This window comes from Ensifer sp., assembly GCF_035999185.1.
Lineage (GTDB): Bacteria > Pseudomonadota > Alphaproteobacteria > Rhizobiales > Rhizobiaceae > Ensifer.
Map to the genome: position 1 here is coordinate 12,564 of NZ_DASYHB010000104.1, position 25,751 is coordinate 38,314.

15 protein-coding genes and 1 pseudogene are annotated in these 25,751 nt (G+C 58.3%); 10 read left to right on the forward strand and 6 right to left on the reverse strand.

Annotated elements, in window-relative coordinates; all coding sequences use genetic code 11:
• Positions 1–68: 68 nt before the first annotated feature.
• Both VGO04_RS11720 and VGO04_RS11725 read right to left on the reverse strand, forming a co-directional pair.
• Positions 69–10,115 (reverse strand): hypothetical protein, encoded by a 10,047-nt coding sequence (locus VGO04_RS11720; protein WP_327496130.1) that lies wholly within the window; start codon positions 10,113–10,115, stop codon positions 69–71.
• Between the two features lie 44 nt (positions 10,116–10,159).
• The gene (locus VGO04_RS11725) at positions 10,160–10,897 is read right to left on the reverse strand and encodes a hypothetical protein (protein WP_327496131.1); all 738 of its coding nucleotides are present in this window, start codon (positions 10,895–10,897) and stop codon (positions 10,160–10,162) included.
• Between the two features lie 1,415 nt (positions 10,898–12,312).
• On the opposite strand from VGO04_RS11725, the gene VGO04_RS11730 reads away from it, so the two are divergent.
• Positions 12,313–12,714: a GNAT family N-acetyltransferase gene (locus tag VGO04_RS11730; RefSeq protein ID WP_327496132.1), complete on the forward strand. Its 402-nt coding sequence runs from the start codon at positions 12,313–12,315 to the stop codon at positions 12,712–12,714.
• A gap of 172 nt (positions 12,715–12,886) precedes the next feature.
• Here VGO04_RS11730 and VGO04_RS11735 read toward each other — a convergent pair whose 3' ends face one another.
• Entirely contained in the window at positions 12,887–13,021 is a 135-nt protein-coding gene (locus tag VGO04_RS11735) for a hypothetical protein (RefSeq protein ID WP_327496133.1), read from the reverse strand.
• 103 nt (positions 13,022–13,124) lie between these two features.
• On the opposite strand from VGO04_RS11735, the gene VGO04_RS11740 reads away from it, so the two are divergent.
• Positions 13,125–13,907, forward strand: a complete 783-nt coding sequence (locus VGO04_RS11740) for a hypothetical protein (protein WP_327496134.1) — start codon at positions 13,125–13,127, stop codon at positions 13,905–13,907.
• A 752-nt stretch (positions 13,908–14,659) separates the two neighbouring features.
• Here VGO04_RS11740 and VGO04_RS11745 read toward each other — a convergent pair.
• Complete coding sequence (locus VGO04_RS11745) at positions 14,660–14,899, reverse strand: transcriptional regulator (protein WP_327496135.1); 240 nt, start codon at positions 14,897–14,899, stop codon at positions 14,660–14,662.
• A 123-nt stretch (positions 14,900–15,022) separates the two neighbouring features.
• Here VGO04_RS11745 and VGO04_RS11750 point away from each other — a divergent pair, with 123 nt between their 5' ends.
• The 7 genes from VGO04_RS11750 (at position 15,023) to pepT (ending at position 23,490) form a co-directional block, all read left to right on the forward strand.
• Positions 15,023–15,571, forward strand: a complete 549-nt coding sequence (locus tag VGO04_RS11750) for a hypothetical protein (RefSeq protein ID WP_327496136.1) — start codon at positions 15,023–15,025, stop codon at positions 15,569–15,571.
• A 103-nt stretch (positions 15,572–15,674) separates the two neighbouring features.
• Complete coding sequence (locus tag VGO04_RS11755; protein WP_327496137.1) at positions 15,675–17,282, forward strand: ABC transporter substrate-binding protein; 1,608 nt, start codon at positions 15,675–15,677, stop codon at positions 17,280–17,282.
• A gap of 5 nt (positions 17,283–17,287) precedes the next feature.
• On the forward strand, positions 17,288–18,265 hold the full coding sequence (locus VGO04_RS11760) for an ABC transporter permease (RefSeq protein ID WP_327496138.1): 978 nt from the start codon (positions 17,288–17,290) through the stop codon (positions 18,263–18,265).
• An 11-nt stretch (positions 18,266–18,276) separates the two neighbouring features.
• Positions 18,277–19,152, forward strand: a complete 876-nt coding sequence (locus VGO04_RS11765; protein WP_327496139.1) for an ABC transporter permease — start codon at positions 18,277–18,279, stop codon at positions 19,150–19,152.
• Positions 19,153–19,154: 2 nt separating this feature from the next.
• On the forward strand, positions 19,155–20,873 hold the full coding sequence (locus VGO04_RS11770; protein WP_327496157.1) for an ABC transporter ATP-binding protein: 1,719 nt from the start codon (positions 19,155–19,157) through the stop codon (positions 20,871–20,873).
• A gap of 85 nt (positions 20,874–20,958) precedes the next feature.
• Positions 20,959–22,194 (forward strand): CapA family protein, encoded by a 1,236-nt coding sequence (locus VGO04_RS11775; protein WP_327496140.1) that lies wholly within the window; start codon positions 20,959–20,961, stop codon positions 22,192–22,194.
• 72 nt (positions 22,195–22,266) lie between these two features.
• Positions 22,267–23,490, forward strand: a complete 1,224-nt coding sequence (gene pepT, locus VGO04_RS11780) for a peptidase T (protein ID WP_327496141.1) — start codon at positions 22,267–22,269, stop codon at positions 23,488–23,490.
• 292 nt (positions 23,491–23,782) lie between these two features.
• Here the strand turns inward: pepT and VGO04_RS11785 are convergent, their stop codons facing one another.
• Positions 23,783–24,085 carry a hypothetical protein gene (locus VGO04_RS11785; protein WP_327496142.1) on the reverse strand — a complete coding sequence of 101 codons (303 nt, stop codon included), beginning with the start codon at positions 24,083–24,085 and terminating at the stop codon, positions 23,783–23,785.
• A gap of 153 nt (positions 24,086–24,238) precedes the next feature.
• Here VGO04_RS11785 and VGO04_RS11790 point away from each other — a divergent pair.
• Positions 24,239–24,443 (forward strand): annotated as a pseudogene (locus tag VGO04_RS11790) (hypothetical protein); the annotation flags it as partial.
• Between the two features lie 39 nt (positions 24,444–24,482).
• Here the strand turns inward: VGO04_RS11790 and VGO04_RS11795 are convergent.
• On the reverse strand, positions 24,483–25,751 hold the full coding sequence (locus VGO04_RS11795) for a glycerate kinase (protein ID WP_327496143.1): 1,269 nt from the start codon (positions 25,749–25,751) through the stop codon (positions 24,483–24,485).

The following is a 25,751-nucleotide window of genomic DNA, read 5'->3' on the forward strand; positions in this document are numbered from 1 at the left end:
TTGAGTACGAAGTCGCCCGCCGATCCATAGTGTCTCGGCGGGCGGCGCGTTGAGAACCAGATATCGCGTCAGGCGGTACCCAGCTCGAAGCCGGATGGGCGAGTTGCAACTTTCACATCGCCGACGAGAGCCGTCATACCGTTGCCCTTCGTATAGCTACTCGTGCCCGTGATTGCTGAACCGTCGGCGAAGTCGCGCGCGCCGCCGGACGACGGCACAAGTCCGATCAGGCTGATGTCCGCTTCTGCAAGCGTTCGCAGCTCTCCGGCGTCAGTGGCACCGTTCTGGTTGACGTCTCGCCAAACGCGGAACTCGCTCCACCGGGCGTCACCCGCATCGAGCTGGTTGTTGCCGTTGGTGTCGAAAACCAGACGAAGCGCTTCGAGATCGGTGATGTCGGCTTGCTCTTCAGCAAGCTCGCCGTCGGTCTTCCACAGGGTGAATGCCAGCTCTTTCGCCTGGTTAATAACACCGTCAGGCCCCGCACTGCCATCGGCCGCAAGATCGATCGTCAGCCAGCCGTCGTTCGGGCCGACCCAAGCCGTGCCATCGGCAATCCCGTCTTTATCCCAATCGAAGCGCGGGCCGTTGCCAGCGTCGAACTCGGCGGGCGAAAACATCCGGAGATCGATTTGGTTGTCACCATCAAGGTCGAGGATGACGGGCGTATTCCCCATGCCAAAGCGATTGGCGACATATTGAGGATACATACCGAGAACCGTGCGGTCGTCGTACTTCCAGCCAACATTGTAGAGCGTCGCTTTCACTCCAGCCGGAGGTTTTGGTCGTGAACGGTCATTGTCTTGGTTCAGCAGATTATAAGTGCTCCTGGCGTAGGAACGCATGGCTCCAATTCGGTCGCCCTGAATCGTCGCAAACAGCGGTTCATTGAGATTGGCCAAATCCGACTGCGCCCGCCCATCGAAACGCTGATATCCGGCATGCGGCGCGCGTCCTTCGGCATAGCCATTTGCGCGCCAGTGCTCGAACGGATTGAGGCCGGCGTTTTTGACGTCTGCGTTCTGCTGCAGATAGTAGTTGCCATCGAACCAGGCGTTCGGCCTGCGCCCTTCCTTCCAACCGAACTGGTTGTAATGCTCGATTGCCGGCGCATGCCAGCCGTTGGCGATATCCGGGTTCATCGCGAGATAATAGTTCGCGTCGAAAGTCGCGATTTGCCGCGCGGTGCCTTGGCCGTTGTAGCGCGTCTCCTCGACGAAACCATCGTCTCGCTTCAAATATTGCGCGGTGAGCTGACCTGCACCGTTTACATACTGCTCAATGTAGGACCACGGCTGGCCATTGTTCTGATCCCAGAACTTCACGAACTTCGACCCGTCAGTCTGAAGCGCAGCCTCGGACGTCAACGCGCCGCCAGCATTCTTCGTCTGAACAAAACGCGCCCAGGGTCTGTTGTTCTGGACATTGAAGGTCGTCGTTTCGCTCGTCCCGTTGTCGAATTCGTTCGCCTGCCATTCAAGCGCACCGGCGGCGTTGTAGACCTGCGTGATCTTTGTCCAGGTCTGCGTATTCGCCGGGTCAAAGCTGTAGGCATGCCTGCTGCCGTCGTCGTTGTAGTTGACCTGGCTTATAACGCGGCCGCTGTTGTCGATGTACTGTTCGTACCGCGCCCACCCTTGATTGTTGGCGACATCGTAGTGGATGGTGTTGTGGCTGCCGTCGTCGTTGGTCTGATCGACCGAAAAGAGCTGACCGGCCGCGTTATAGTTTTGCTGATGCAGCGACCACGGCTGCACATTCGTCGGATCAAAGGAATAGGTAGAACGGCTACCGTCGTCGTTGAAGTTCGATTGGTTCAACACGCGATCCGCACTGTCTCTCAATTGTTCATAACGCGACCAACCCTGACTGTTCGCGACGTCATAGTTCACCGTGTTGCGTGTGCCATTGTCGTTGCGTTGATCGACGAAATAGAGCTGCCCGGCGACGTTGTGATATGAAGTGCTAGTGGACCAGCTTTGTGCGTTGGCCGCATCAAAGCTTTCGGTTCTCCTTGATCCATCATCGTTGAACGTGACCGATTGGGTGATACGCCCCTGCGTATCGATTAGATGCTCCCGCCGGCTCCAAACTTGATTAGCGAGCGCATCATATTCCGTCTTGCTCGCCAAAAATCCTGCCGCGGAGAACACTTGTGCCTCATATAACTGACCGCCAGGCGAGCGGTAATAGAGGTCCGTTCGCGTCCCGTTGTCCTGGAACTGCTTCTCCAAGGTTTTAACACCCGCCGTATCGAATGTCTGTTCGACACGCGACCAAGCATTCTGATTGGAAGGATCGTAGACGACCGCGCTCGTCTTCTTGCCGGTCGTATCGAAGAAAGTCTTCGATAGCAGGCTGCCGCTGGCCGTGTAGTTTTGGACCTCGTAGACAACCCCGCTTGGCGACCGGTAGAAGAATTCGGCGCGAGTTCCATCATCCCCGAACTGCTTCTCGATTGTCTTTACCTGACCTGCATCGAATGTCTGTTCAACGCGTGACCAACTTGCCTGGTTGCGAGGATCATAGACGACCGCACTGGTTCTCAAACCCGTGGTGTCATAGAAGGTCTTCGAATCGAGATTGCCATCGGCGCCAAAGTTCTGGGACTCGTATGGTTTGCCGCCTGGGGACCGATAAAATACGTCCACGCGCGTGCCATTGTCGTTGAACTGCTTTTCGAGGGTCTTAACGTCCGCAGCATCATATGTCTGTTCGATGCGTGACCAGCCGTTCTGGTTGAGGGGATCGTAAGCGATCGCACTTGTTCGCTTGCCAGCCGCATCGAAGAAAGTCTTCGACAACAGGCTGCCATTCACAGCGAAGTTGTGGGACTCAGAGACGGCGCCGCTTGGTGACCGGTAGAAGAACTCCGTACGTGTACCGTCGTCATTGAATTGCTTTTCAAGCGTCTTAACATTGGCGCCATCAAAGGTCTGCTCGACGCGCGACCAGGTGTTCTGGTTCAGCGGATCGTAAAGAACTGCGCTGGTCGCCTTGCCCTGCGCGTCAAAGAGCGTCTTCGACGTTAGTGCCCCATTGGCAGCAAAGGTCTGCACATCCGCGAGTTTGCCCGTCGCTGGATCGAAGCGATGCTCCTGTGTCGTCCCATTGTCGTTGAACTGTTTCTCTAAAGTCTTTGCGCCAGCCGCATCGAAGAATTGTTCGACGCGCGACCAGGTGTTCTGGTTCAACGGATCAAAAAGCACACCGCCGGTTTGAACGCCGTTCGTGCCGAACTCCGCTTTCCACAGGATGTTGCCGGTCGCGCCATCGAACCCAGTTCTTGTCGAGGATCCATCGGGCCTGAAGATATGCTCTAAGATCTTGCGCGACTGAGCATCGGCGGCAAGAATGAGCGTCGGGCTTCCAAGTGCATTGATCTCCGTGCGCGTCGTCTGCTTCACCGTGCCGTCGGCATTATACTCGATGCTCGTGTTGGTGAGGGAACCGTCGATGCGGCGAACACTGGTTTCAAACCGGTCGTCCTTGCCGTCATTGTTGGCATCCTTTTTCAAAGTTGTAATCATGCCGTCCGCGGTTACGGTCGAGACCCCCTTCGCAACGACAGTGCCACCGGCATTGCGCTCCTCGATTCTGGTTACAATCGATCCGTCAATCTGCGTTTGTGACGTCGCTGCATGCTCGAACGTGCCGTCAGCATCGTAGTCGGATCGCATGGTGCGGGACAAACCATCGCGTGCAATCGTTAGCTCGGTTTTTGCCGCGATTGCTTCGGTCCAGTAAACGTCCCCCGCACGTAGGTACTTAGAGCTCCGGGCTTCCGCATTGTTGGTTGTCGTGACGATTGTCGCGCCACTGACGTCAGAGACGGAGAATTCGTTGACATCGGTGGCGCCATCGCCATTGAGATCGCGGGTGACGGAACGGATGCGCCCATCAGCACTTGATTTGGTGTTGGTGCGGGCGGCAACCGTATTGCCGGCAACCTTGGTGTCGACCGCAATGCCTTCGTAGCTGCCGTCGGCGTTGAAGCTTTCCGTCAACACGCGGCGGCGATCGACGCTACCGTTGCCGTCCTGATCCCATTCCGTGGTCGTTGTGCGACCATCGGCACCAACCAAAATGGTTGTGGTACCAGCTTTGCTGCCGTTCGCACTGAAGTCAGTGATGATGGTTGTGCTCGCGCCATCAACAGCTTTTGAGCGGGTTTCGACCTGGTCAATGTCACCATCGCCATCGGCGTCGCGTTCGATCTTCGTCTCGCGACCGTTGCCGAACGTTGTGGTTGTTTGCCGTTCCGTCAGGCGGCTAGAAGCATCGAGGACGCTTCGGGTTTCAATAGTCGTTCCATCGGCAAGTGCATTGACAGTCGATGTGATCGTCCGAACGCCGAAGCCTTCGCGCGTGTCTTTGATCGAGACCGTTCGTCCGTCGGCACTCGTTGTCGTTCGCTGAGAGGAGAACAATACGTCATCGCGCCGGTTCTCGATTATCCTTAGTGACGTGCCGTCCTGATCGTTGAGATAGTCGAAGTCGGTTGCAGCTTGTTCATAAGCGCCGTTGCCGTCCAGGTCCCACTTTCGGGTTTTACTCAGTCCGTTGGCATTCGACGACTCCTGGTAACGCTTCTCAAGCGTTGATCCGAGCAAGGTGCTGACCGTTCGCGTCTTTGCGCCGTCGAAACTAAGCGTTGTGACGTCGTTTTCGGATCTCTCAAACGTACCGTCGGAGTTGAGATCCCATCTTCGTGTAATTGAGAAATCCCCTGCCGACGTATCGATAACAGCACGCTCGGCAGCAGTGCCATCGGCTCCGAAGCGGGTTACCGTTTCTGACTTGGTGCCATTGGCTTGCAGGGTCTTGACCATCTCGAACTTGCTATCGACTGTGCCGTCACCATTGCCGTCATATGTTGTGGTGGTCACAAGGCCGTTGGCGCTCTTCGTGATCGTCCTTGCGGCTATGGTCTGGATCCCGTCGGCGCCAAGATCTTTTGAGGTCGTTACCGATGAGCCGTTCGAAAGTACGGTCGATTGAACGCTCTGGTCGACGATGCCATCGCCGTCGATGTCGCGCGACGTCGTTGCCGTTCGTTTGTCCGCGCTTAAAGACAGCGTCACCTTGTTTTCGAGCGCGCCGTTGCCCTTGAACGTGGAGGCTGTATCAAGAATGCTGCCATCAGCATTCAGCACGCGCGTTTCCGTCGCCTTGCGGCTCAGATTGACGCCATCGGCAATCCACTGCGTGGTTTTGACGAGACCATTGGCGCTAACGTCCTTGATGATGTATGCCGTGCGGGACCCTGCCCCGTTCAGCTCGGCGAACGTCTCCGAAACAGAACCATCTGTGCGTAGCGTTTTGGCAGTCTCGGTCATCTTGTCGACCGTTCCGTTGCCGTCGATGTCCAGCGTCTGGCGCGTTGCCAGGCCATTGGCCGAGACCGTCGTCACGGTACGGGAGTTCAATACCGCCTGACCGCCCGTCGTAGCGTAGGTAGTCGCCGTGGTGGTTGTCACTCCCTTAGCATCGATCGACGCGGACTGAACGATATCGTTGATCCCATCCCCATCAAGGTCCGTCAACTTTGTGGTGGAGTTTCGGTCAGCGGATGTCGCGGATGTCGTCTTTGCCAGTAGCTTACCCGTAGGGCTTGTGACCGAGATGGTGGCTGTCACCGTGCCATCGGCATGCAGCTCCGTGTTTTCCCTACTCGTCCGCTCGAATTGGCTATTACTGTTGGCGTCGACCGCAAAGGACTTGGTAAGACCATTGGCGCTCACTGTCGTCTTGCTGGCGCTACCGCCGGGGACGGAGACGCTCCGCGTCCTCGATCCGTCCTGATTAAGAACCGTTGAGTCTGTTCCGTAGTGGTCGGGCGTACCGTCGCCGTTTCGGTCCAACCTCGTTTCACTCGTCAAGCCGTTGCCGCTCGTCTTGACCGTAGACGTCGCGATCAGCGTGTTATCCGCGGAGCGCTCGGTAATCGTGCGCGTGCGACTGCCGTCCGCATTGATAACAGTCGTGTCCGTGGTTTTGGAATCGACCGTGCCATTGCCGTCCGCGTCGATTTCAATCGTCGTGGTCAGTCCATCTGCGCTGACAGTGGTCGTCTTGCCCCCGATCGTGGAACCGTCGGCAGCGAGCGAAAAGATTGTCTCCGTCCGGCTGCCGTCGGCGGCCAGAACGGCAGAGACACGACGGTCCGTCATGCCGTCACCATCAGTGTCCTCCGTCACCACAAGCGTCTTGCGGTCGGCGCTGATGGTCGTTTCTGACGAACTGAGTAAAGTGCCATTGCCCGAACGGGCGGACACGGTCTGTACTCGACGGCCATCCGCGCCAAGAGCAGAAACGTCGGTCACTGTAAGGTCGATCGAACCGTTGGCGTCGATGTCGGTTTCTGTGGTCCTGGTCAGACTGTCGGCCGAGACAGACTTGATCACCTTGCCGAGCACCGCTCCAGAGGCGCTGGTCCTGGCAACCGTCTGTATGCGGCTGCCGTCGGCGATGGTAACCGTGGTGTCGGTCGTCACCTCATCAAAAACGCCGTCGCCGTCGATGTCGCGCTTTACAGTCTGCGTCAGACCGTCTGCCGAAACCGAGCCTAAGGTCGTTGTGATTGCTGTCCCGTCGCGGTTGAGCGTCTTGATGGTGTTTATCGTCGAACGATCGGGGCCGGCGACAATGGTTGCGACCTCATCGGCGTAGCCGTCGCCATTTTTGTCGTTTTCAATCGTCATAGTTGAGCGGTATGCGTTCTTGGCGCTGACGCGTCGGGCGAGCAAGCTACCACCGCCGCTTCGCCGTTCCGTCGTCTCTGTAAAGGTCCCGTCGCCGCCGATGGTGGTCTTGCTTGAGGTGACCTCATCAAAGAGGCCATCGCCTGTGAGGTCCGAGGACAAAGTCGTGTCGCGACCGTTCGCACTCGTGACCGCGACCGTTTTTTCCCGTAGTGAACCGTCGGCATTGCTAACGATGCTGGTCGTCGAAACAGCACCGCCGGCAGCAACCTCGATGGTCACAGAGCGCCGTTGATCGAACTGGCCAGAACCGCCATTGTCGAGATCGATGCTCTGAACCTTACCGTTGGCAGAGATCGACTCCACGGTCCTCGACAACGGCGCACCGTTGGCGCTCGTTTCGGTGATCGTTTTCGTGCGGCTACCATCGGCGCCAATCGTGGTCATTTCCATCCGAACGACATCAAACACGCCGCGGCCGGTTGGATCCGTCCTTATTGTCTTGGTCAAGCCATCCGCAGTGGACTCGATGACGACGCGTTTCAGGATCGCACCGCTGGCGCTCAATGCTTCAACCGTTGTTGAGGTCGAACCGCCTGCATTGAAGACAACCACCTGGCGTTCGTCGACAATCCCGTCGCCGTTAGCATCCACCAACGTCGTCACGTTCGACTTGTTTGCACTCGTAGTCGTCGTCGTGCGATCGGTGAGCGCCCCGTCGACCGCGAAGTTCGACACGATCTTTGTTCTCGATCCATCCGCTCCGACCGACAGCGCTACGGTCTGCCGTCTATCATAGGTCCCATTGCCGTCGTCATCAAAGCGCGTGGTTGTTGTAGTCTTGTCGAGACTGACCGTCACCAGTTCGCGAAACGCCAACGTCCCGGCCTTGTTAAACCCGGAGATCTCGGTTGTCGTTGACCCATCTGCATTCGATTTGGTTGTGCGCTTTATCGCGTAGCCGGTCGCATCCATCGCGAGCACCGCGTCCCCGACAGCGCCTTTAGAGCCGTCAGTCCGAGTGAAGGTGGTCGTTCCAGTGATTGCCGACCCGTCGCTGAAAACGCGGCCTGCACCTGTCGGGTTCAGGTCAATAGACTCTATTCCAAGCGAGCCAAGCGACACCAAATTGTCGCCGACCATTACTTTGAATTCGCCCCAACGCGCATCACCAGGATCGAGCTTGCCATTACCATTGGTGTCGAACGCACTTTTTAGGGCCGCTAGGTCTCCGCTCGCGCCAGGATCCCACTCAGCAAAGGCAAATTCCTTGTTGCTTGTGATCTTCCCGTCACCGCCAAGGTCGATCACCAACACGCCGTTGCCGTCACCGGCCCAGGCCGTTCGTCGCCCGTAGCCGTCGCCGTTGGTTTCAACGAACCTCGAGGATGAGCTCAATTCATTGATGTCGAGCCCATTTCCTGAGAGGTCGAGCAGCACCGGAAATCCGAACCCTGCCCTACCCTTGCCGGGTTCGCCCCGAGTTATGTCCGCGAGGTCCCGCGCGCGCGCCCGGGTTCCTGCCTTTGCAGTACCGCTTCCGGAAGCCGAAAAGCCGCCACTGCCGCCGCCGCCGGTGGGGCTGCGGCCTGGTCCATTCCCACTATACGAAGCGCCGCCGCCGTAACCGTTGCCCTTGGCGGTGTCCCCAGGGCTATTTCCGCGATCGGGTCTGGCACTGGGCGTCGGACCTTCCGAAGGGGTTCGGGCATATCCACCCGAAGGCGAACGCCCACTGCCTGATGATGAGCTTCCGCCGCTTGATGATGCCCCCGCGTTTCCACTGCCGCGCGAGTTACTTTCGCCCGAAGTGCCTCGGTCATAGTTTCCCGCGCCATAGCCGTTACTCGCACGGTCATTACGATCCTCTCCCCGCGAGCCACCACCGCCTAATCCGCCGCTTCCGCCGGTCAGGGGGCTCCCCGTTGTATTATCCGGTCGCACTCCCCCGGGTCGAGGCTGCGGCATTTCGGGCGTATTTACGGGGCTGATGTTCGAGGGTGCCACCGAAAGGGGTGTAGATATCCGTTCAATGGTACTTGGAGAAACCACCCCTGAAAATGTCGAAACTGGCGCTATGTACGCAGGGGAGCTTGCATCAGTCCAGGCCGACGGAGCCGAAACTTCAGGAATGGAATCCATAGGCGAACTGGTGCCAGGAAGGCTCCCGATCTCTTGAGGCGTGGACACATTTGGCAGTGAAGGTGCCGAGGTCGACCCGTGGTTCCCAACACCCGAGTAAGTCGCTGGCTGATTGCCGAGCGCGGGATTTCGAGAAAAGCCGGGCCACGTCAGTCGCTCTGTCGCGCTGATCGGCGTCAGGTCCATTCTACCGGGCATGTCGAAAGATTGGTTTTGCGTTGGCCTGCCGGATCGCGGCTCCCCTGGCAATTCGGCGCCTTGATTTCGCTCGGCCAGGCCTTTTATCGCAGCGTCAAACAGCGCCGAGAGGCCTGAGGCGGTAGAACCTAACCACGAGTCCGCAAGATTCCCGATGGGGCTGCTTCTCGCACCCAAATCGGTATGGGAGATGTTGTCAAGGGCAAGGTTTCCGTCAGCTGAAGACGATTGCCAGGATTGGTCCGAGATCTTGTCGAGGCGAGTTTGATAGCGTTGGTTGAGCTCTTGTATCTTGGCCGGGTCGGTCAAGTCGAATTCTCCGGCGGTGTTGCGGCCTCGCCAGCCGACAACTTGCTCGGCATCGTTAAACACTGGGCTATAACCGTCGATCAGGTTAGGATCGCCAGCAAACCCTTTCGTGCGAGCCTCGTCCATCCGGCCTAGTACGTCGCTCAGCGCCTTGTTCGGAAGCTGGGCCTTCAGCGCGAGCTCCGCCTGCTCTAAACTCATACCGAATTTCTGCATGACATCGACGGTCGCCAGCGCTGCCACCGCCAGAAACTTCTCGTATTCCGCTGGATTTTCCAAAATACGATTGCCTACTGTATCCCCGGGTTTCGGTGAAAGCTGAACGTTCCAGTAGTTGAACGCTCCGCCCCATCCCGCCATTGTCTGCCCGCCGTCCCCGATCGCGGCCAATGCGTCCTGCGCAATGATCTGATCAACCAAGGGCAATTTGCCATTGTCAATGACATCTTTGAGAACGGTTCTTCCGATTAGGTCTGACGTTTCCTGAATCCTGGCCGGGCCGGCGGCCTTCTGGTCCCACAGGAGGCCCGCACGCGTAATCGCTCGGATGAAGACGTTGGCCTCACTCGTCAGGTCATTACGGTTGATCTCCGCAGCTTTCCCGAGCCAAAAACGTTGCTCTTGGTAGGTTTCTGCGTCGGGGTGCGCTTCAATCAGCGACCGTAGATAGTCGTAACCATCAGCAAAGTTCCGCGTACCACGATCAGTCATCCTGTTCAGTTGGTCTCTCTGCTCTTGCGTAAGGCTGAATTCAGCGGCCATGCAAGTTTTCCCTTTGTCGGTTGGTTGCGGATGACGGAGGCGTGCTACTTCACCAGCCAGCGCTCAATAAGCGTTCGAATGCCCGCCTTAACGGAACGCCATTGCGAGAGGCCATTTTCCTCTGGCATCGACCCTTCAACGACGAGCGATAGGTCACGAAACATCAGTTTGTATTTGCAAGCTGGCTCAGCAAGGGTCGTGGTGTGACATCTGATCATCACTTCCTCCTGGCCCTCTTCCAGGTTGAAGTAAGTGGATTCTGAATCGTCTGGATAACTGAGTCGGATTAGCCCGTCATACGCGAGGGAGAGCCTATACTCGCCATGGGCAATCCCTATGAGATTTTCCAACATCTTAGATGGAGGCACGGTTGCGGACGTGACTTCCTTAACGAATGGCGCCTTCACAAGGTACTCATTCTCACTAAACCTTGAGCGACCGGGCTCCTGCGGACGCCAGTCCGGCTTGCCCCAAGAGTCCTCCTTCGGTGCACGCAAATCCGGCATCCAGAAAGCGAACTCGAAGCGATCCCGAACAGGCGCACAATTGAGGCGTTCCGGTGTTTGCCTCCCGGTCTCATAAGCATAAGGAACGGCGAATTGCCGCTGCCCCATTTGGAATTTCACAAGGTAGTTCGGATCGATCGTCAGCTTGCGATAATACGCACCAAGGTTGTCCGCAGGTTGCGGCTTGCAAGGATAGTCTTGTGCCGCTGCAGTGCCGGCGCACAACATCAATACTGCGATCAGCAAGCCCGGACCGACGTAACGCCAAGCGAACATTCGCCTGCATCTTTCCCCAGATTTGTCCAAGCTCACATGCCCCGAAAATCGAGTGCCGAACGGCAACTGCTGACCTATCTTCTACAGTTGTGGAGCTAGCAGCTGCGCGCAACTATGGCAAGAGATTCAGCCGCGTTTCAACTCATTTCTGGCTTGTTCAGATTAGAGGGGCAGAAGCAAGGAACCACACAGCTTCCAGTCGATACATTATGCGATGATTTTGGCCCAGGAGGTGGACAACCTGGCAAACGTGGCCGCCTATCACCCTTCGCAATAGCCCTCGGCTCGATGCCCGATAAGCTTCGTTTTTCCAAACTCAGCGACAGGTCGCTTTGCGAACCACCAGTCATTCTTTACCCCCTCCAATGTCCCGCTCCAGATGCCATAGCTAGAACCACATGGACCGGATGAAACCCTCAAGTCACACGCGGCTCTTCAAGTGGAAACATAAGGGGACCACACGCGCTGTTTTTATCTATGTGCGACTACGGCAACCATTGCGTGGATGTTACAGTCGAGTTGCTTTTTTTCGCCGTTCCATTTGCCAAGGCACGAGCCAAAAGCAGCGAAAAGTTCCAGACTCCGAATCTGGAGTGCCGGGAGCTGCAGTCGCGCGCTGTGCGCGCCCGGCTGAGGCCTTGTCGGGTTGCCTTCTTCGCCACTCGTCGCCTGCGCAGTTCGTGCTCGCTGGGGCAGGTCTCTTCTGGCGGTTCACGATAAGACCTTTCCTCGAGCAGAGAATATATGACGAAGATGGGTAACGCTGGGTGCGAGCGCAGTTCCGCGGATCAAATTGCCGTCTGGCAGGTCGATATCGACCAGCACCAACGCAAATGGCTGATTTGAGAGCTGATCGCGCGCTTCCAGAAAACTGCCGGCAAATGCACGGCAGTTGCAGTGTAGCCAAGACCGACAAGTATGGTGTGCAAGCGTTCGTGCATCACAGGTTCGTCTTCTACGACAAGCAAGGGGCTCGGTAAAAGCGGGGCCTAGCTTGTCGAAAGATAGATCTGGCGTCATCGTCCTACCAGTCATACGAGAATGTTGAGAGACGATAGTTCCAAAAATTGCACAGGACTGCACCTGAGATCAGATAGGTGGACGCTAGATATACTCATTGTGGATGAGGCGCATTTCTTCTCACGTTTCCTGTCTAGCGCATGTGAGCATAAGGTGGCGCCTGGCAATGATCGTCCACCACACCAAGAACCAGCGTCGGTCGGCTGCCGGCAAGTTCCGGCGCAACAGAATTCCAAGACGCGACGGGTTTCGCCTTGACGGATGCCAATTGTCCGATAACTCTAAAAATATGGAAATTGATAGGTGAACTGCAATGAACGTCCCGTCGCCGTCTGATACGTCCTGCTACATCTACCGATGCGAAAACCCTGGTCGAAATTCAGCGCAGTGCCGTATTGAATAGTTTTCCCGGATACTATGATCAAAAAATTATTGCAGCGTTCCTGTCGCTCATAAATACCTCGCGCTTTGCCATTGCGCCGGACCAACCGGACCGCCTCGTGGCAGAGTGGAATGGCCTTGCTATTGGGGATGGATCAGTGCGGCCAACCGGGAAGATTGGGGGCATTTATGTTTCCGCACGGCACCAAAGGCTCGGCATCGGCCGAAAACTATTGCAGGCCATTGAGGCCAAGTCTCGGGAAGACAGACTTGCCAGTTTAAGCCTTGAAGCGACCTTGCCGGCCGTCGAGTTCTATGTTTCGCTGGGCTTCAAGCGCCGCAAAATGGTCGAGCACTTGCTCACGATCACTCCGCTGGTGTCCATGTGTGTCGTTGAAATGGTGAAGCAACTATAGGCGATGGCCCGGACGGATTTCCTTCCGTGTGCGAGAGCCGCCGCAACCGTCGCAATAGCAATGATTGAGCAATCTGAGCAGGCCGCTACCGTCATTTGAAATGAGTGGTCACTGGACCTCCGCCTTGACGTCCAGCGTGACCTTGTGCGCCCTTCAAGGTTCGATAGGAGCCTCAGTACTTCTCGACGAGCGAGGTGCCGTGCAGCGCGTCTGCCATGGCACAGCCGGGATAAAAGCAATCGGCCGGCCATAGGCGTATCGACAGCTCACACTCGATCGTGTCTGATCCGACACGAAACCGTTCCATGAACAATACTCCCGGCTCGACTGTATATTGCAGTTCTGCTTTCTAGTGGTTCAGTGGATCAATCGATCGGTGGGAGCGGCGAAAGCTCCTATGAAGGAGTTCAATGCGTCGCCTAATCGCTTTAGCCGTCACCGCGGCTGTACTTTTCCCGCGGGCGGGCTTGCCCGCTGTCTCCGCATCCAAAGGGCCAGATACGGAGGTCGCTCAGAGTGTCGCTGACCTGACTCCAAACTCGGCTTTTCGGCTGGGGATGCCAATTGAAGACCTTGAAGCAGTCTTCGCCCAACACTTCTCAGACTGGGATCGCGCCAACAGAATGGCCAAACTCAATAGACGCAATGACCTGCGGCTGCCCGGACCCGCGAATGCGAAGTATCTCCATAGAATTGAGATTTCTAAGTTTGACGAAGAGCGCGGCATTCTCCGCTCATACTCGCTTCTGTTGACTTCGCCCCTCAGCGGCAGCCGCCTTTATCAAGTTGGATACGCGGTTAAAGCGTTTCGTCCCACATCCGATACCCTCGGGTCATTTAAGATGGTGTCGGCTGATCTCTTCAGAATGTGGGGCGCGCATCATGATCTCCTGAGCACAACGCAACGGCCGAGCTTGATTTTCTATTTCGACCGCGCCGGCAAAGTGATTGACGATGGGGCCACCCGGTGCAGGATGAGCTTCTTTGATCAAATCAATCTTGATCTGAAGTCACCGGCGGCGGTTACGAATGTACTGGCCACGCTCGAGGGAACCGGTTGCGTGGGGTCTAAAACGCTAAACTTCCGCTTGGCAGGCGATGGCAACACGATCGTCGAATCGGGATTCTACAACATCGATTTCGAAGGCAACGCTCGGGATATGCTCAAAAGAGTGGGCTTCGGGCAACCTTAGTCTCGCTCCTATCTCGAAATCTGTCCCCATTCCTCAGGTACGTGCCGATCGTCGCCACGTACTCGAGGCCGGTATTGTCAAACTGCTGAACAACATCGGCGATAGACGGCCCAGGAGGCCACCCGCCCTAGCAGCCGCGTCAACGCAGATCGGTGTGCGCTCACAACCATGGGCTGGGACGTAAGGGTTCATCCCGCTCTGGTAAGGCGATGTCGCGATGTCGAGGAGCGGATCGGGTCGAATATTCCTGCGACTGGGTGTCGGAGAACAAAGGTATGGGGCGCTAAGGTCTTGAAACCGAGTCGCCGTGGTCGTTGCGAATGGCTAGTTACTCATTCCTGCACGAGAGAGTTCGGACGCGGATCTGCGGATTCGACACACCAAGCGCCCTGCGGTTGTGTTAGGTCCCTCTCACTATTGTCGTATCGGAGCGTGTGTCGCCCTGACGCGCAAGGGTTCGACCTGCCGTCCCTGCTAGCATTGCGTGAAGTCGACGTTGATCGGTTCGCCTTCCTGGGATCGAAGCCGAAACATGGCCTGCGGCGGAGACTGTCCCATGCGATCTGCGCCTTGACCTCGCCCGGTAATGTAGGTGAACCCGACGCCCCACACTTCGTTGTCGTGAGAACTTCCAGTGTAGTCTCCATGGAGAAACTCCTTTCGTTCGTCCGTGGAAACCTGATCACGGATTGGGTCGGCGAGAGCAATGTAAGGAGGAACATCAATTGCATTGCTCGTCCCAGTCTCTATCTCTACTTCTTGAAACGAACCCCTACGCCGCCACCATTTTCAGTGATGAATTCGATCCCGGCGGTCTCAAGAGCATTTTGGATTAGCTTCAGATTGGCTGCAGTCGCTTTCGGCGGGCCATCATCTGCTTCGGCGCGCCTTACTGTTGAAAGGCCTACGCTAGCTGCTTTTGAAAGCTCTTCAGCACTCCAACGAACTAGCGCCCTTGCCGCGCGAATCTGAGCTCCTGTAATTACACGCATAAATTTCAGTTTCTCGGTTGAACTTTTTCAGTTCATGTGGCACTTAATGGTTCACTCGGCTGTGATCGGTGCTCGCAACACCAATCACAGCCTGACCACGCCAAGCTGTAGGGAGCTCGGATCATGGCTGATTCCGACAATAGCAGAACTTTGTCTACCGTCACGCGAGGAGATTTTCATTCTCCCGTGGCGACGACCTTACCCACATATCCAGAGGTTGCGCCCCTTCAGAATCCAGGGTTTTGCGGCCGCAATTCCGATCTCGCGCTAGCGGCTTGGCATCAGTGGAGTTCCGCTTGGCAGCGCCTGGGCGAATCGACGGCACACCAGCAGCGGCTCGAAACGACCCTTTTCTCTGGCAATCTGCCCGGTTCAGGCGAGCAAGTCGGTTCAGGCGGCTACAATGAGGCGCTTGAGGAAGAGGACCGTGCAGAGCACGCGGAGGAACTCGCCGCGAAAGCCCTGTGGCAGGTCCGAGCGACGTCTGTTGCGGGCGCTTGGGCCAAGCTGGACGTGATTGTCCACCGCTCTCAGCCATCTCCCACCAGTCCCGATGAGCCGTGGCCGCAACTGCGGGCGGTGATGGACGATCTCCGCAGGATTGAGGCGGTGGTTGATCAGTCGCGTGGTCTTGCTGTCCGCGAACGCGAACCTGCGTTGCAGGGCGGCTAATCGCGCCGACCGTTCTGGTTCAAGCAATCGGTTGATTTTGTCGCGTCGGAGTTCCTCCGGCGCGAGCCTCTGACTCTGTTCAAAAAACAAGAAGGAACAACATATGAAACTGGGAGAATTTGTTCGCCGGCGCCTGCTGTCGGCGCTTCTGGTCTCGCTTTTGGTACCGGCAACTTCGTGGGAGGTTCATGCCCAGGAACAGGGAGAGCTGCGCATCGCCACCTCCTACAAGCTGATGACGCTCGATCCGCAATACGCCAACCTCAATGAGAACACCTCGTTGCTCTCCCATATCTACGAGCGGCTCGTCTATCAGGACGAAAGCCTCGATCTGAAACCTGGCCTTTCTGTTTCCTGGCGAGCCGTTTCCGAGACGAAATGGGAGTTCAAGCTCCGCGATGGTGTTCGCTTCCATGACGGTTCGGTGTTTGATGCCGACGACGTTGTCTATTCGATCGAACGGATCCGTGATTTCCTCAAACCACCGAGTGGCGGCTATCGCTCCTATGTGAGCGCCATCAAATCAGTCTCTTCGCCTGATCCCCTCACCGTCGTCATCGAGACCGACGGCCCAGTCCCCAATCTGCCGCTCACCTTCTCGTCGATTTTCATGATGAACAAGCCGTTCGGAGGCTTCGAGACGACTGAAGCACTCAATTCTGGTAATTCTGGCTCGCCGCCTGTCGGGACCGGACCTTACCGTTTTGAGAGCTGGCGGTCCGGCGAGAGCCTGAGCCTGACCCGCAACGACGCCTATTGGGGCGGAAAGCCGGCCTGGCTCAAGGTCGCCTTCCGGGTGATCGAGAACCCGGCCGCGCGCGTGGCGGCGCTCAGCACGGGTGAGGTCGATGTCGCCGACGCCATTCCGGCGCGCGATGTCGACGGCTTGAAGCAGCGTGGAGCGCGGATCGCCAGCGTCGGTGCGGCCCGCATCAACTTCGTGCAGTTCGATGTTGACCGGGAGACGCTTCCAGGTGTGACCGGCAAGTCGGGCGAGCCTATTGCAAATCCGTTCATGAGCCCACTGGTTCGTCGCGCCCTCGCACTCGCCACCGACCGTGGCATCCTTGTCGAGAAGATCCTTGCCGGCTACGGCACGTCCGCATCGCAGGTGTTTCCGACTGGCCTGCCGGGCACGTCTGCGAAACTGTTGCCTGAGGCGCCTGACTACGAACAGGCAAAGGCACTGCTTGCAAAGGCTGGATACCCTGACGGGTTCAACCTGGTGCTTGCCGGGCCGGCCGGTCGCTATCCGGGTGACGCAGAAAGCCTGCAGGCGATCGCTCAGAGTTGGGCCCGGATCGGTATCAACGCCCAGCCATCGGCGGCTCCCTTCTCGGTGTTCAACACCAAGCGGGCGGCCGGCGACTATGCGATCTGGTATGGCGGCACCTCAGGAGAGGCCGTCGACATCATCCTTCGCGCCCTGCTCGCTTCGCCGAACAAGGAACGCGGAACCGGTGCGTTGAACTTCGGCAAGTATCGGAATGCTGCCTTCGATGCGAAGCTGGCTAAGGCCGAAAGCATTCCAGTGGGCCCGGAGCGCAATGAAGCATTGGCTTCGGCGACGGAGCTTGTGATGGCCGATCAACCGATCATTCCGCTTTACCATTTTCACCACGTCGTTGGTTACGGCCCACGCATCGGCGCCTACGTCATGCATCCGCGTGGCTGGACCACGGCGATGCAGACGCTGGCCGCGACGGAGTAACGCTCATGGGCATGATCTCGGTCGCATTCGGCAGGCTGTCGCAGGCCTTCCTTCTCCTCATCGCCATGTCGCTGATCGGCTTTATCGGCATTCACAGCGTCGGCAATCCTGTCTTTAACGTCGTCAACATCGAAACCGCCACGCCTGAGGATATCCGGCTAGCGACCATTGCGCTTGGTCTCGATCAGCCGCTCTGGCGTCAGTACCTCGTCTTCATCGGCAATGTCGTCAGCGGCAACTTCGGCACTTCCTACATCTATCACCGGCCGGCCTTCGAACTGGTGATGAGCAAACTGCCGGCGACGCTGGAACTCGCCTCGATCGCCATGCTGATCGCAGCGCCGCTCGGGATCGGTTTTGGTCTCCTCGCCGGCCGCCGCAGCGGTACGCTGTTTGACCGAACCCTGTTGAAGGCCAGCGTCTCGGCGCTCAGCATCCCCTCCTTCTGGCTTGCGATGATGCTGATCCTGGTTGGCGCCATTCTCACCGGTTGGTTTCCATCCGGCGGGCGGGGTGCGACTTTGCATGTGCTCGGGGCGGAGTGGAGCTTCCTCACCGGCAACGGGCTCTGGCACCTGGTGCTACCGGCCCTGGCGTTGGCGATCCCCAACATCGCGCTGATCGCACGGCTGTCGCGCTCCGGCACGATCGAGGTCGAGAGCCAGGATTTCACCCGGTTCTGCCGTGCCAAGGGGCTTTCGTCGCGGCGGATCCTCTTGCGCCATACGCTGCCGAACATCAGCGTGCCGATCGTCACGATCATCGGCCTGCAGTTTGGCGGCATGCTCGCCTTTGCCGTGGTGGTGGAGTCGATTTTCTCGTGGCCCGGCATCGGCAAGCTTCTGATCGACTCGATCCAGCTGCTCGACCGGCCGGTGGTGATGGCGACACTCACCTTCATCGCCGTCGCCTTTGTCGCCCTCAACGCCATCGTCGATCTCTTCTACGCCGTGCTCGATCCGCGCGTGCGCCTGTCTTCCTAAAGGTGAACGTCATGAAAGCCCAAATCCTGAGCGTGCTTAAGAAACCTCGACACGGACCGGTCATGACCGCGTCCAAAGTCCTGCTCGCCAGCTACATTCTGGTTGCCATTGCTGCCCCCTTGATCGCACCGCAAAACCCTTACGACCCCCTCCAGATCTTCGGCTGGGAGGCATCCTCTCCACCCGGGACGATGGGCAGCGGTGGTTATCTCTACTTGCTTGGAACCGATGGGCTTGGCCGCGATATCGTCAGCACCATCCTCTATGGCCTGCGCATCAGCCTCGTGGTGGCGATCGTCAGCTCCGCGATCGCCGCGCTGATCGGTCTGACCGCCGGTGTCAGTGCCGCCTACTTCGGCAAATGGGTTGACGCCACGATCATGCGGTTGGTCGACCTGCAGCTCAGCCTGCCGACCATCCTGATTGCACTGATTGCCATCGTCACGCTCGGACCCGGCATCGACCGGATCATCCTGGCGCTGGTCATCGTGCAATGGGCGACCTATGCCCGGATCGCCCGTGGTGTCGCACTCAGTGAGGTGAAAAAGCCCTACATGGATGCGGCACGGCTCATGCGGCTGCCGACATCGCGGGTCATCTTCCGTCACCTGCTGCCGAACAGCATCGCGCCGGCAATCACCCTGATCCCGATCGAAGTCGGCCATGCGGTGGCGCTGGAGGCAACGCTTTCCTTCCTGGGCTTGGGCGTCCCGATCGACAAGCCGTCGCTCGGGTCCGCCGTTGCCAACGGCTTCCAGTATCTGATGACCGGCCAATACTGGATCAGTCTTTTCCCCGGCCTCGCTCTCTTCGGTCTCATCGCCTGCATCAATCTCGTCGGCGAGGACGTCCGCCGCAACCTCGATCCAAGGAGCCAGACGCGATGACAATGGAACGCGCGAACACCGCAAAGCGGCTACCATTCTTCCCTTACCCTGCGCAGTCCCCATTGCTGCGGGTCGACAAGCTTAGCCTTCGATATGTTTCGAGGACCGGTCCGACGGCGATCCTGAGCGACGTCAGCTTTGAACTCGGACGCGGCGAGATCCTTGGGGTCATCGGTGAGTCCGGCGCTGGCAAGTCGACCGTCGGCAATGCGATCCTTGGCCTGCTTGCGCCTGAGTTCGAGCAGACATCAGGAACGATCGCTTTCGACGGGAAGGTCTTGGATTCAATGAGCGTTGGCGAGTGCGAGGCGCTTCGCGGAAAACGGATCTCAGCGATCTTCCAGGATCATACGGCTTCGCTCGATCCGTTGATGAGCATCGGGGCACAAGTTGAAGAAACCTGCCTTGTGCTCGACCCATCGCTTTCGAGAGGTGCCGCACGGGCCCGGGCGATCGATCTTTTGGCGAGGGTCGGCATCCCGGAGCCTGAGCGGCGATATCGCAGTTACCCGCACCAGTTTTCCGGTGGTCAGCGCCAGCGCATCGTCATTGCCATCGCACTTGCAGGCTCCCCGGACATCATCATCGCCGACGAGCCGACCTCGGCGCTCGACGCCACGGTTCAAAAACAGGTGCTTGAGCTGTTGCGGAAACTCGTGGATGAAACCGGTGTTTCCGTAATACTCGTCACCCACGACATGGGTGTGGTCTCCGAGATCACCGACCGGGTATTGGTGATGCGAAAGGGCCACGTCGTCGAGGCGGACGATACGGCGGCCATCCTCGATCACCCACGCCACGACTACACAAAGTCGCTACTTGCCGCAGTTCCGAGGCTTCGCATTCCGGCGAAAGGGGAAAGTGGTGAAGGCGTCGCTCCAAGCAGCGGTGAAACCGCCACCGTCGAGCGCCCGCTCCTCGTTGCCGAAGCCATTTCCAAGGAGTTCATGCCACAAGGATTTGGCTTGGGATCAGTCTTGGGCATTGGGCAGAAAAGGCCAGGTTTCGGGCTACGTGATGTCGGCATCCGGCTGCCGCGCGGCACGATCACCGGCATCGTCGGCGAAAGCGGCAGTGGCAAGACCACCTTCGGCCGCATTCTTGCTGGTCTCGACACGGCGCATGAAGGCCGGATTGTCATCGGTGGTCATTCTTTCGAGGCAGCAACAAGCGGCAGGCGCAGCGGCCTTCTCGGCCGGGTGCAGATGATCTTCCAGGACCCGTCCGTGTCGCTCAACCCGCGTCTGACCATCGCCGAGACGCTTGAAGAGAGCATCCGCTTTGGCGCAAGGGTGGGTTCCGGGGATAGATCGGCAACTGAAGCGGCGGGCGCAATGATGGATCGGCTTGGGCTTGCTCGCAGCCTGCTTGCCCGCCATCCGCACCAGCTCTCCGGCGGCCAGAAGCAACGCGTCTGCATTGCCCGGGCGCTTCTCGCAAACCCCGAGATCATCGTCGCGGACGAGCCGACTTCGGCACTTGACGTTTCGGTTCAGGCCGAGATCGTCAGGCTGCTGAAGGAGACGATCAGTGAAAAGGGTATGACCATGGTGTTCATATCCCATGATCTCGCCATCGTTCAGGCGATGTGCAGCGCCGTCTACATCTTCAAGAACGGTCGGGTCGAGGATTTTGGTCCATCCGACTTCATCTTCTCGCGCTCCGACAATCCCTACACCCGCACGCTGATAGCCGCCCGACCGGAGCGCTTCACCTGCTGATTTGTCAGCCGTCTCAACGCGGCGTTCCAGCTTGCAACTTTTTTGTCGAAAAGGGTGGCGCCTATTGCCCCCAGAAAGTCCCTCCATGAAAGAACGCTTCACTCTTGCCCTGACCGGCCAATCGCTGATCAAGCACGACATCCGCAATGTCGCCGCTCCGGCGTTCAGGAGAGTTCAGTCCATGCTTCGCGAGGCCGATCTCGCCTTCACCAACTTCGAAGGTACGATCCTTGGACGTCACGGGGGCTGGCCACTCAAAGGCTCGTTCTTCGGCTGCAGCGATCCGATCGTACTCGATTGCCTTCAGGGCATCGGTTTCCAGGCACTGTCGCTGTCTAACAATCATGCTTTCGACCTTGGTCCCTCCGGCGTGCTCTCGACGCTCGAAGAAGTCGAGAAGCGCGGCTTCCTGCATGCGGGGCTGGGTCAAGATCAAGGGGAAGCCTCACGGGCGAGCCGTGCTACGATTTCCGGGCGGCCCGTTGCCATCGTCGCAATGGACGGCGGCCCAGGTCCCGACTTCATGTATGCCGCTAATGCGGATGAAGGCCGGCCGGCGCGGCCCGGCGTCAATCGCCTGGGGATCACCCAGAGGATCGAGTTGGACAGCGCTGCCTTTGGTCAGCTTAAGGCGATCCGCGATGCGGTCGGCTACACCGCAATCGATCTCGCCAACGACAGCCAGCCGGACGATCGCCCGCAGCTTAACCCGGAAACCGAGATTGCCCTTGCTCGGGCGGTGTTCCGGCGGTCTGACCGGTGCGGACGCAGCGTCAACATCAATGAGGCGGATCTTGAAAGGAACCTTGCCGCGATCGCCACTGAGGCGAAGGGCGGATCGCTGGTCGTTGCCTACCTGCATCATCACCATTGGGCGGCCGACTGGTATCAGATTCCCGATTGGGTGAGCGGTGTTGCCAAAGCCTGCATCGACGCCGGCGCTTCTATGTTCGTCAGTCATGGTGCGCCGGTTTTGCAGCCGATCGAGATATACCGGGGCCGCCCGATCTTCTACAGCCTCGGCAACTTCATCTTCCATGTCCGCTCCGAGAAGTCGACCTGGACGGCGCCGGAGGTCTGGGAGAGCGTTGTGGCTAACCCTACCTTCGATGCCGACAACCGTCTCGTCGAGATCATGCTCTATCCGGTCGTCATTGGCGGCGATGCGGCATTGCAGGACGGCGTCCTTGAGCAACGCCTGGCACCGCAACTCGCGACGGGTACAAGTGCCCAACGGATCCTGGCGAGGCTCGCGGAGCAATCGACCAGACTCGGCACCGAGATCCAGGTCTCCGATGGCGTCGGCATCATCCGCGTCTAGGCAGCGTTGTCTCGACCGATCGCCACAACAAGACGGGCCGATATGGCCCGCATCTTCTACGTGAGGAATACAATGGACATCCGCCAGGAACTCATCAGCCGCTTCTTCCGCTATGCCGCGATCGAGAGCCAAAGCAATGCTCGGGCGTTATGCCTGCCCTCGTCGCCGGGGCAGGCGACACTCGCCGCGCTTCTTGCCGACGAGATGCGGGCGCTTGGCGTGGAGAATGTTCTCGTTGACGAGCATGCCATCGTCACCGGCGTCAAACGCGGCAACCGGTATGACACTCCTCCAATCGGCTTCATCGCTCATCTCGACACCGTAGACGTGGGCCTTTCGCCCTTCATCCGGCCGCAAATCTTGCGCTTCGACGGCAAGGATCTTTGCATGAACGCCAAGGACGATATCTGGCTGCGGGTCGCGGAGCATCCGGAGCTGTGTTCCTGGATCGGCGAAGACATTATCGTCGGCGACGGCACAAGCGTACTGGGAGCAGACAACAAAGCGGCCATTGCCGTGATCATGACCTTGCTCGGCCAGCTTGATGAACAGGCGCATGGTGACGTCTTCGTCGCTTTCGTACCCGACGAAGAGATCGGCCTGCGTGGCGCCAAGGCGCTCGATCTTGCCCGCTTCCCTTGCGACTTTGCCTATACGATCGACTGCTGTGAACTCGGTGAAGTGGTGCTTGAAACCTTTAACGCTGCCTCCACCGAGATCGTCTTTACCGGCGTCAGTGCGCATCCGATGTCGGCTAAGGGTACGCTCGTCAATCCGCTCACGATGGCGATCAATTACATCTCGCACTTCGATCGTGAGGATACGCCCGAGCATACCGCCGATCGCAAGGGCTTCTTCTGGTTCAAGGACCTCGTTGCCAATGACAGCGAGGCGACATTGACCTGCCTCATCCGCGACTTCGACGCCGATGGTTTTGATCAGCGCAATCGGCGTATCGCCGAGGTCGCGGAGCGGATCCGATTGGAGTATCCCACCGGAAACGTTCGGTGCCAGGTCAACGACACCTATCGAAACATCGCCACGAGCCTTGCTCACGACAATCGCGCCGTCGCTTTGTTGTTCCAGACCATGGACGAACTCCGGATCGAGAAGAAGCTGACCCCGATGCGCGGCGGCACTGATGGTGCGGTGCTTTCGGCACGCGGCATTCCGACGCCGAACTTCTTTACCGGCGCCTACAATTTCCATTCGCGCTACGAGTTCCTGCCGATACCGGCATTCGAAAAGTCATTTGAAGTGGCAATGGGGATTTGTCGGGCAGCGACGGAGATTTGAAAGCGGCATGGTTTCATGCCTCATGTCATCTGAAGGGCCGTCCTTCATCCACCCCGCTCCAGCAGTACATGCCGGCTTCCAATGACGACGAGCATCCTCTTCAAGGCGAGTGCGCTCATGTATCCTGGTATCTGGTCGGCACCGGTCATTTACGCCTTCATCGCCAGAGTTTTTAGGCGAGGTCCGCCGCGACCAGGTCCCTCCACGCCAGCACCGACCTCGGAGGAGCTGAAGCCTTGTCTTCGCGTCAATTGTCCAATGACACGGTCTACCGCATTGTCCAAGTGTTGCCTCAGGAAGCTTTGAAGCGCCCGTTTACGAGCCTACCCCTGGTTTGCTTGCCGTTGAGAACCCTTACAATGACATCCGGGTCATCACGATCAACGTAGAACATGGGAACGTCTTTTTGCTGCTTGATGGCAACGCCGGGCTCGTTCAAGGTCTTGGCAAGACGTTCGACAGCGACCTGGCCTCTTGATACGTTTCGCTTGACGACGGCTGCCTTTACACCGGCGCGCGCAATTTCCACCTGCCCGAAAACGATGGTCTTTCCAGTCGTCGATTTTCCGGCTGTATTGGCTGCGTCTGTCCGCACAGCTGGTCTCGATTTTATCTAGATGGCTTTCTGACTTTGATCCGCCAACGTATGTACCTGATGCTCTTAATGTGATTGCTCGAAGGGTTCACCGTGTGGTTGAAATATGGCAAGCTGGGGTCCAGATCGCAACATTTCAGATGCGACGTAAGGGTGACGCTCATCGGTCAAACATGGATAAGCTGGAGTCCGGCGACAATCCGCTGGTGCTGCCGCTGTTGCGTCAGCTACCGCGGCCTTGAACATATGATGGGTGGGCGAACGGGGCGTGCCCGTCGATGATTCCACGATTTATCGGTGGATCCAGACGTACGTGCCGGAGCTTGAAAAGCGGCTACGTGCGAGCCGATGGTCAAGAGGCAACAGATGCGCTGGACGTTGCAGACGGCTTTCCCACCTATTCAACGAGCATGGCCCGAAAGTCGTTGACGTTGGTACCTGTTGGACCCGGCGAGAACAGGTCGCCAATAGCAAAAAACGCCGACCAGGAATCGTTACCATCGAGCAACGCTCGAGCATCCACCGAATTTGCCGCGAGCCGCGCAACCGTAGTCCCGTCGGCGAAAGCGCCGGCGTTATCCTGCGAGCCGTCGATGCCATCGGTGTCTGCGGCAATGGCCGAGATGTCTGGCTGACCGTCCAGATCGATCGCTAGCGAGAGAAGAAACTCACTGTTTCGGCCCCCTTTTCCGTGTCCGGTGAGGCTGACCGTTGTTTCCCCGCCCGACAGCATCACGACAGGTTTACGAAAGGGAGCATCGCGCTTGGCGACTTCGATCGCCAGGGCCGCATGCATGTGCGCAATTTCACGCGCCTCGCCTTGGATTGCGTCTGATAAGACGACCGCCTCGATGCCGCGTCGTCTCGCCTCGGCAGCCGCAGCTTCCAGTGATACCCGTGCCGATTCAATAATGTGAACTTCGTTGCCGGCAAATCGCGGATCGTCGGGGTGCGGTGCTGTGGCCTCCTCGCTTTCAAGGTGGCGCATCGCCATCGGCGGAAGCAGGAGCCGGTGGCGTTCAACTGCGCGAAGCGCATCATGGCGCGAAATGTTATCCGGCACCGTGGGACCGGAGGCCACAAGCGCGGGATCATCACCCGGTATGTCCGAGACGATGAGGGAAACCACTCTTGCGGGATAAGCGGCCGCTGCAAGCCTGCCCCCCTTGATAGTCGACAAGTGCTTGCGAACGGCATTCATTGCCGAAATAGGGGCGCCGGAAGAAAGAAGCGCCGTGTTGACCGCGATCTCGTCTGCAAGTGACATTCCTTCCGGCGGCGCAGGCAACAACGCCGAACCACCGCCGGATATGAGCGCGATCACCAGGTCGTCTGCGGTGAGGTTTGAGACGGCCTTGAAGAGCCGCCTGGATGCAAAGAGACCGGCCTCGTCGGGTACCGGGTGCGATGCCTCGAGGACCTCGATACGGCTGCACGCGACGCCGAACCCATACCGCGTGACGACAACGCCCGAAAGGGGTCCTTCCCAGTGGTTCTCCAGTGCTTTTGCCATCTGCGCCGCGCCCTTGCCCGCACCAATGACGATGGTGCGGCCTTTAGGCAGGGGCGGAAGATGAGCAGCGATCACCTTGGCCGGATCGGCAGCGGTGACCGCGGCATCAAAGAGCGAGGTCAGGAATGCACGCCGTTCGTCGGGCGGCAGCAT

Excerpts from the sequence above, each read along its gene's own strand:
- VGO04_RS11720 (WP_327496130.1), bottom strand. The coding sequence starts at position 10,115 with ATGGCCGCTGAATTCAGCCTTACGCAAGAGCAGAGAGACCAACTGAAC.
- VGO04_RS11725 (WP_327496131.1), bottom strand. The coding sequence starts at position 10,897 with ATGTTCGCTTGGCGTTACGTCGGTCCGGGCTTGCTGATCGCAGTATTG.
- VGO04_RS11735 (WP_327496133.1), bottom strand. The coding sequence starts at position 13,021 with ATGGAACGGTTTCGTGTCGGATCAGACACGATCGAGTGTGAGCTGTCG.
- VGO04_RS11740 (WP_327496134.1), top strand. The coding sequence starts at position 13,125 with ATGCGTCGCCTAATCGCTTTAGCCGTCACCGCGGCTGTACTTTTCCCG.
- VGO04_RS11745 (WP_327496135.1), bottom strand. The coding sequence starts at position 14,899 with ATGCGTGTAATTACAGGAGCTCAGATTCGCGCGGCAAGGGCGCTAGTT.
- VGO04_RS11750 (WP_327496136.1), top strand. The coding sequence starts at position 15,023 with ATGGCTGATTCCGACAATAGCAGAACTTTGTCTACCGTCACGCGAGGA.
- VGO04_RS11755 (WP_327496137.1), top strand. The coding sequence starts at position 15,675 with ATGAAACTGGGAGAATTTGTTCGCCGGCGCCTGCTGTCGGCGCTTCTG.
- VGO04_RS11760 (WP_327496138.1), top strand. The coding sequence starts at position 17,288 with ATGGGCATGATCTCGGTCGCATTCGGCAGGCTGTCGCAGGCCTTCCTT.
- VGO04_RS11765 (WP_327496139.1), top strand. The coding sequence starts at position 18,277 with ATGAAAGCCCAAATCCTGAGCGTGCTTAAGAAACCTCGACACGGACCG.
- VGO04_RS11770 (WP_327496157.1), top strand. The coding sequence starts at position 19,155 with ATGGAACGCGCGAACACCGCAAAGCGGCTACCATTCTTCCCTTACCCT.
- VGO04_RS11775 (WP_327496140.1), top strand. The coding sequence starts at position 20,959 with ATGAAAGAACGCTTCACTCTTGCCCTGACCGGCCAATCGCTGATCAAG.
- pepT (WP_327496141.1), top strand. The coding sequence starts at position 22,267 with ATGGACATCCGCCAGGAACTCATCAGCCGCTTCTTCCGCTATGCCGCG.
- VGO04_RS11795 (WP_327496143.1), bottom strand. The coding sequence starts at position 25,751 with ATGCTGCCGCCCGACGAACGGCGTGCATTCCTGACCTCGCTCTTTGAT.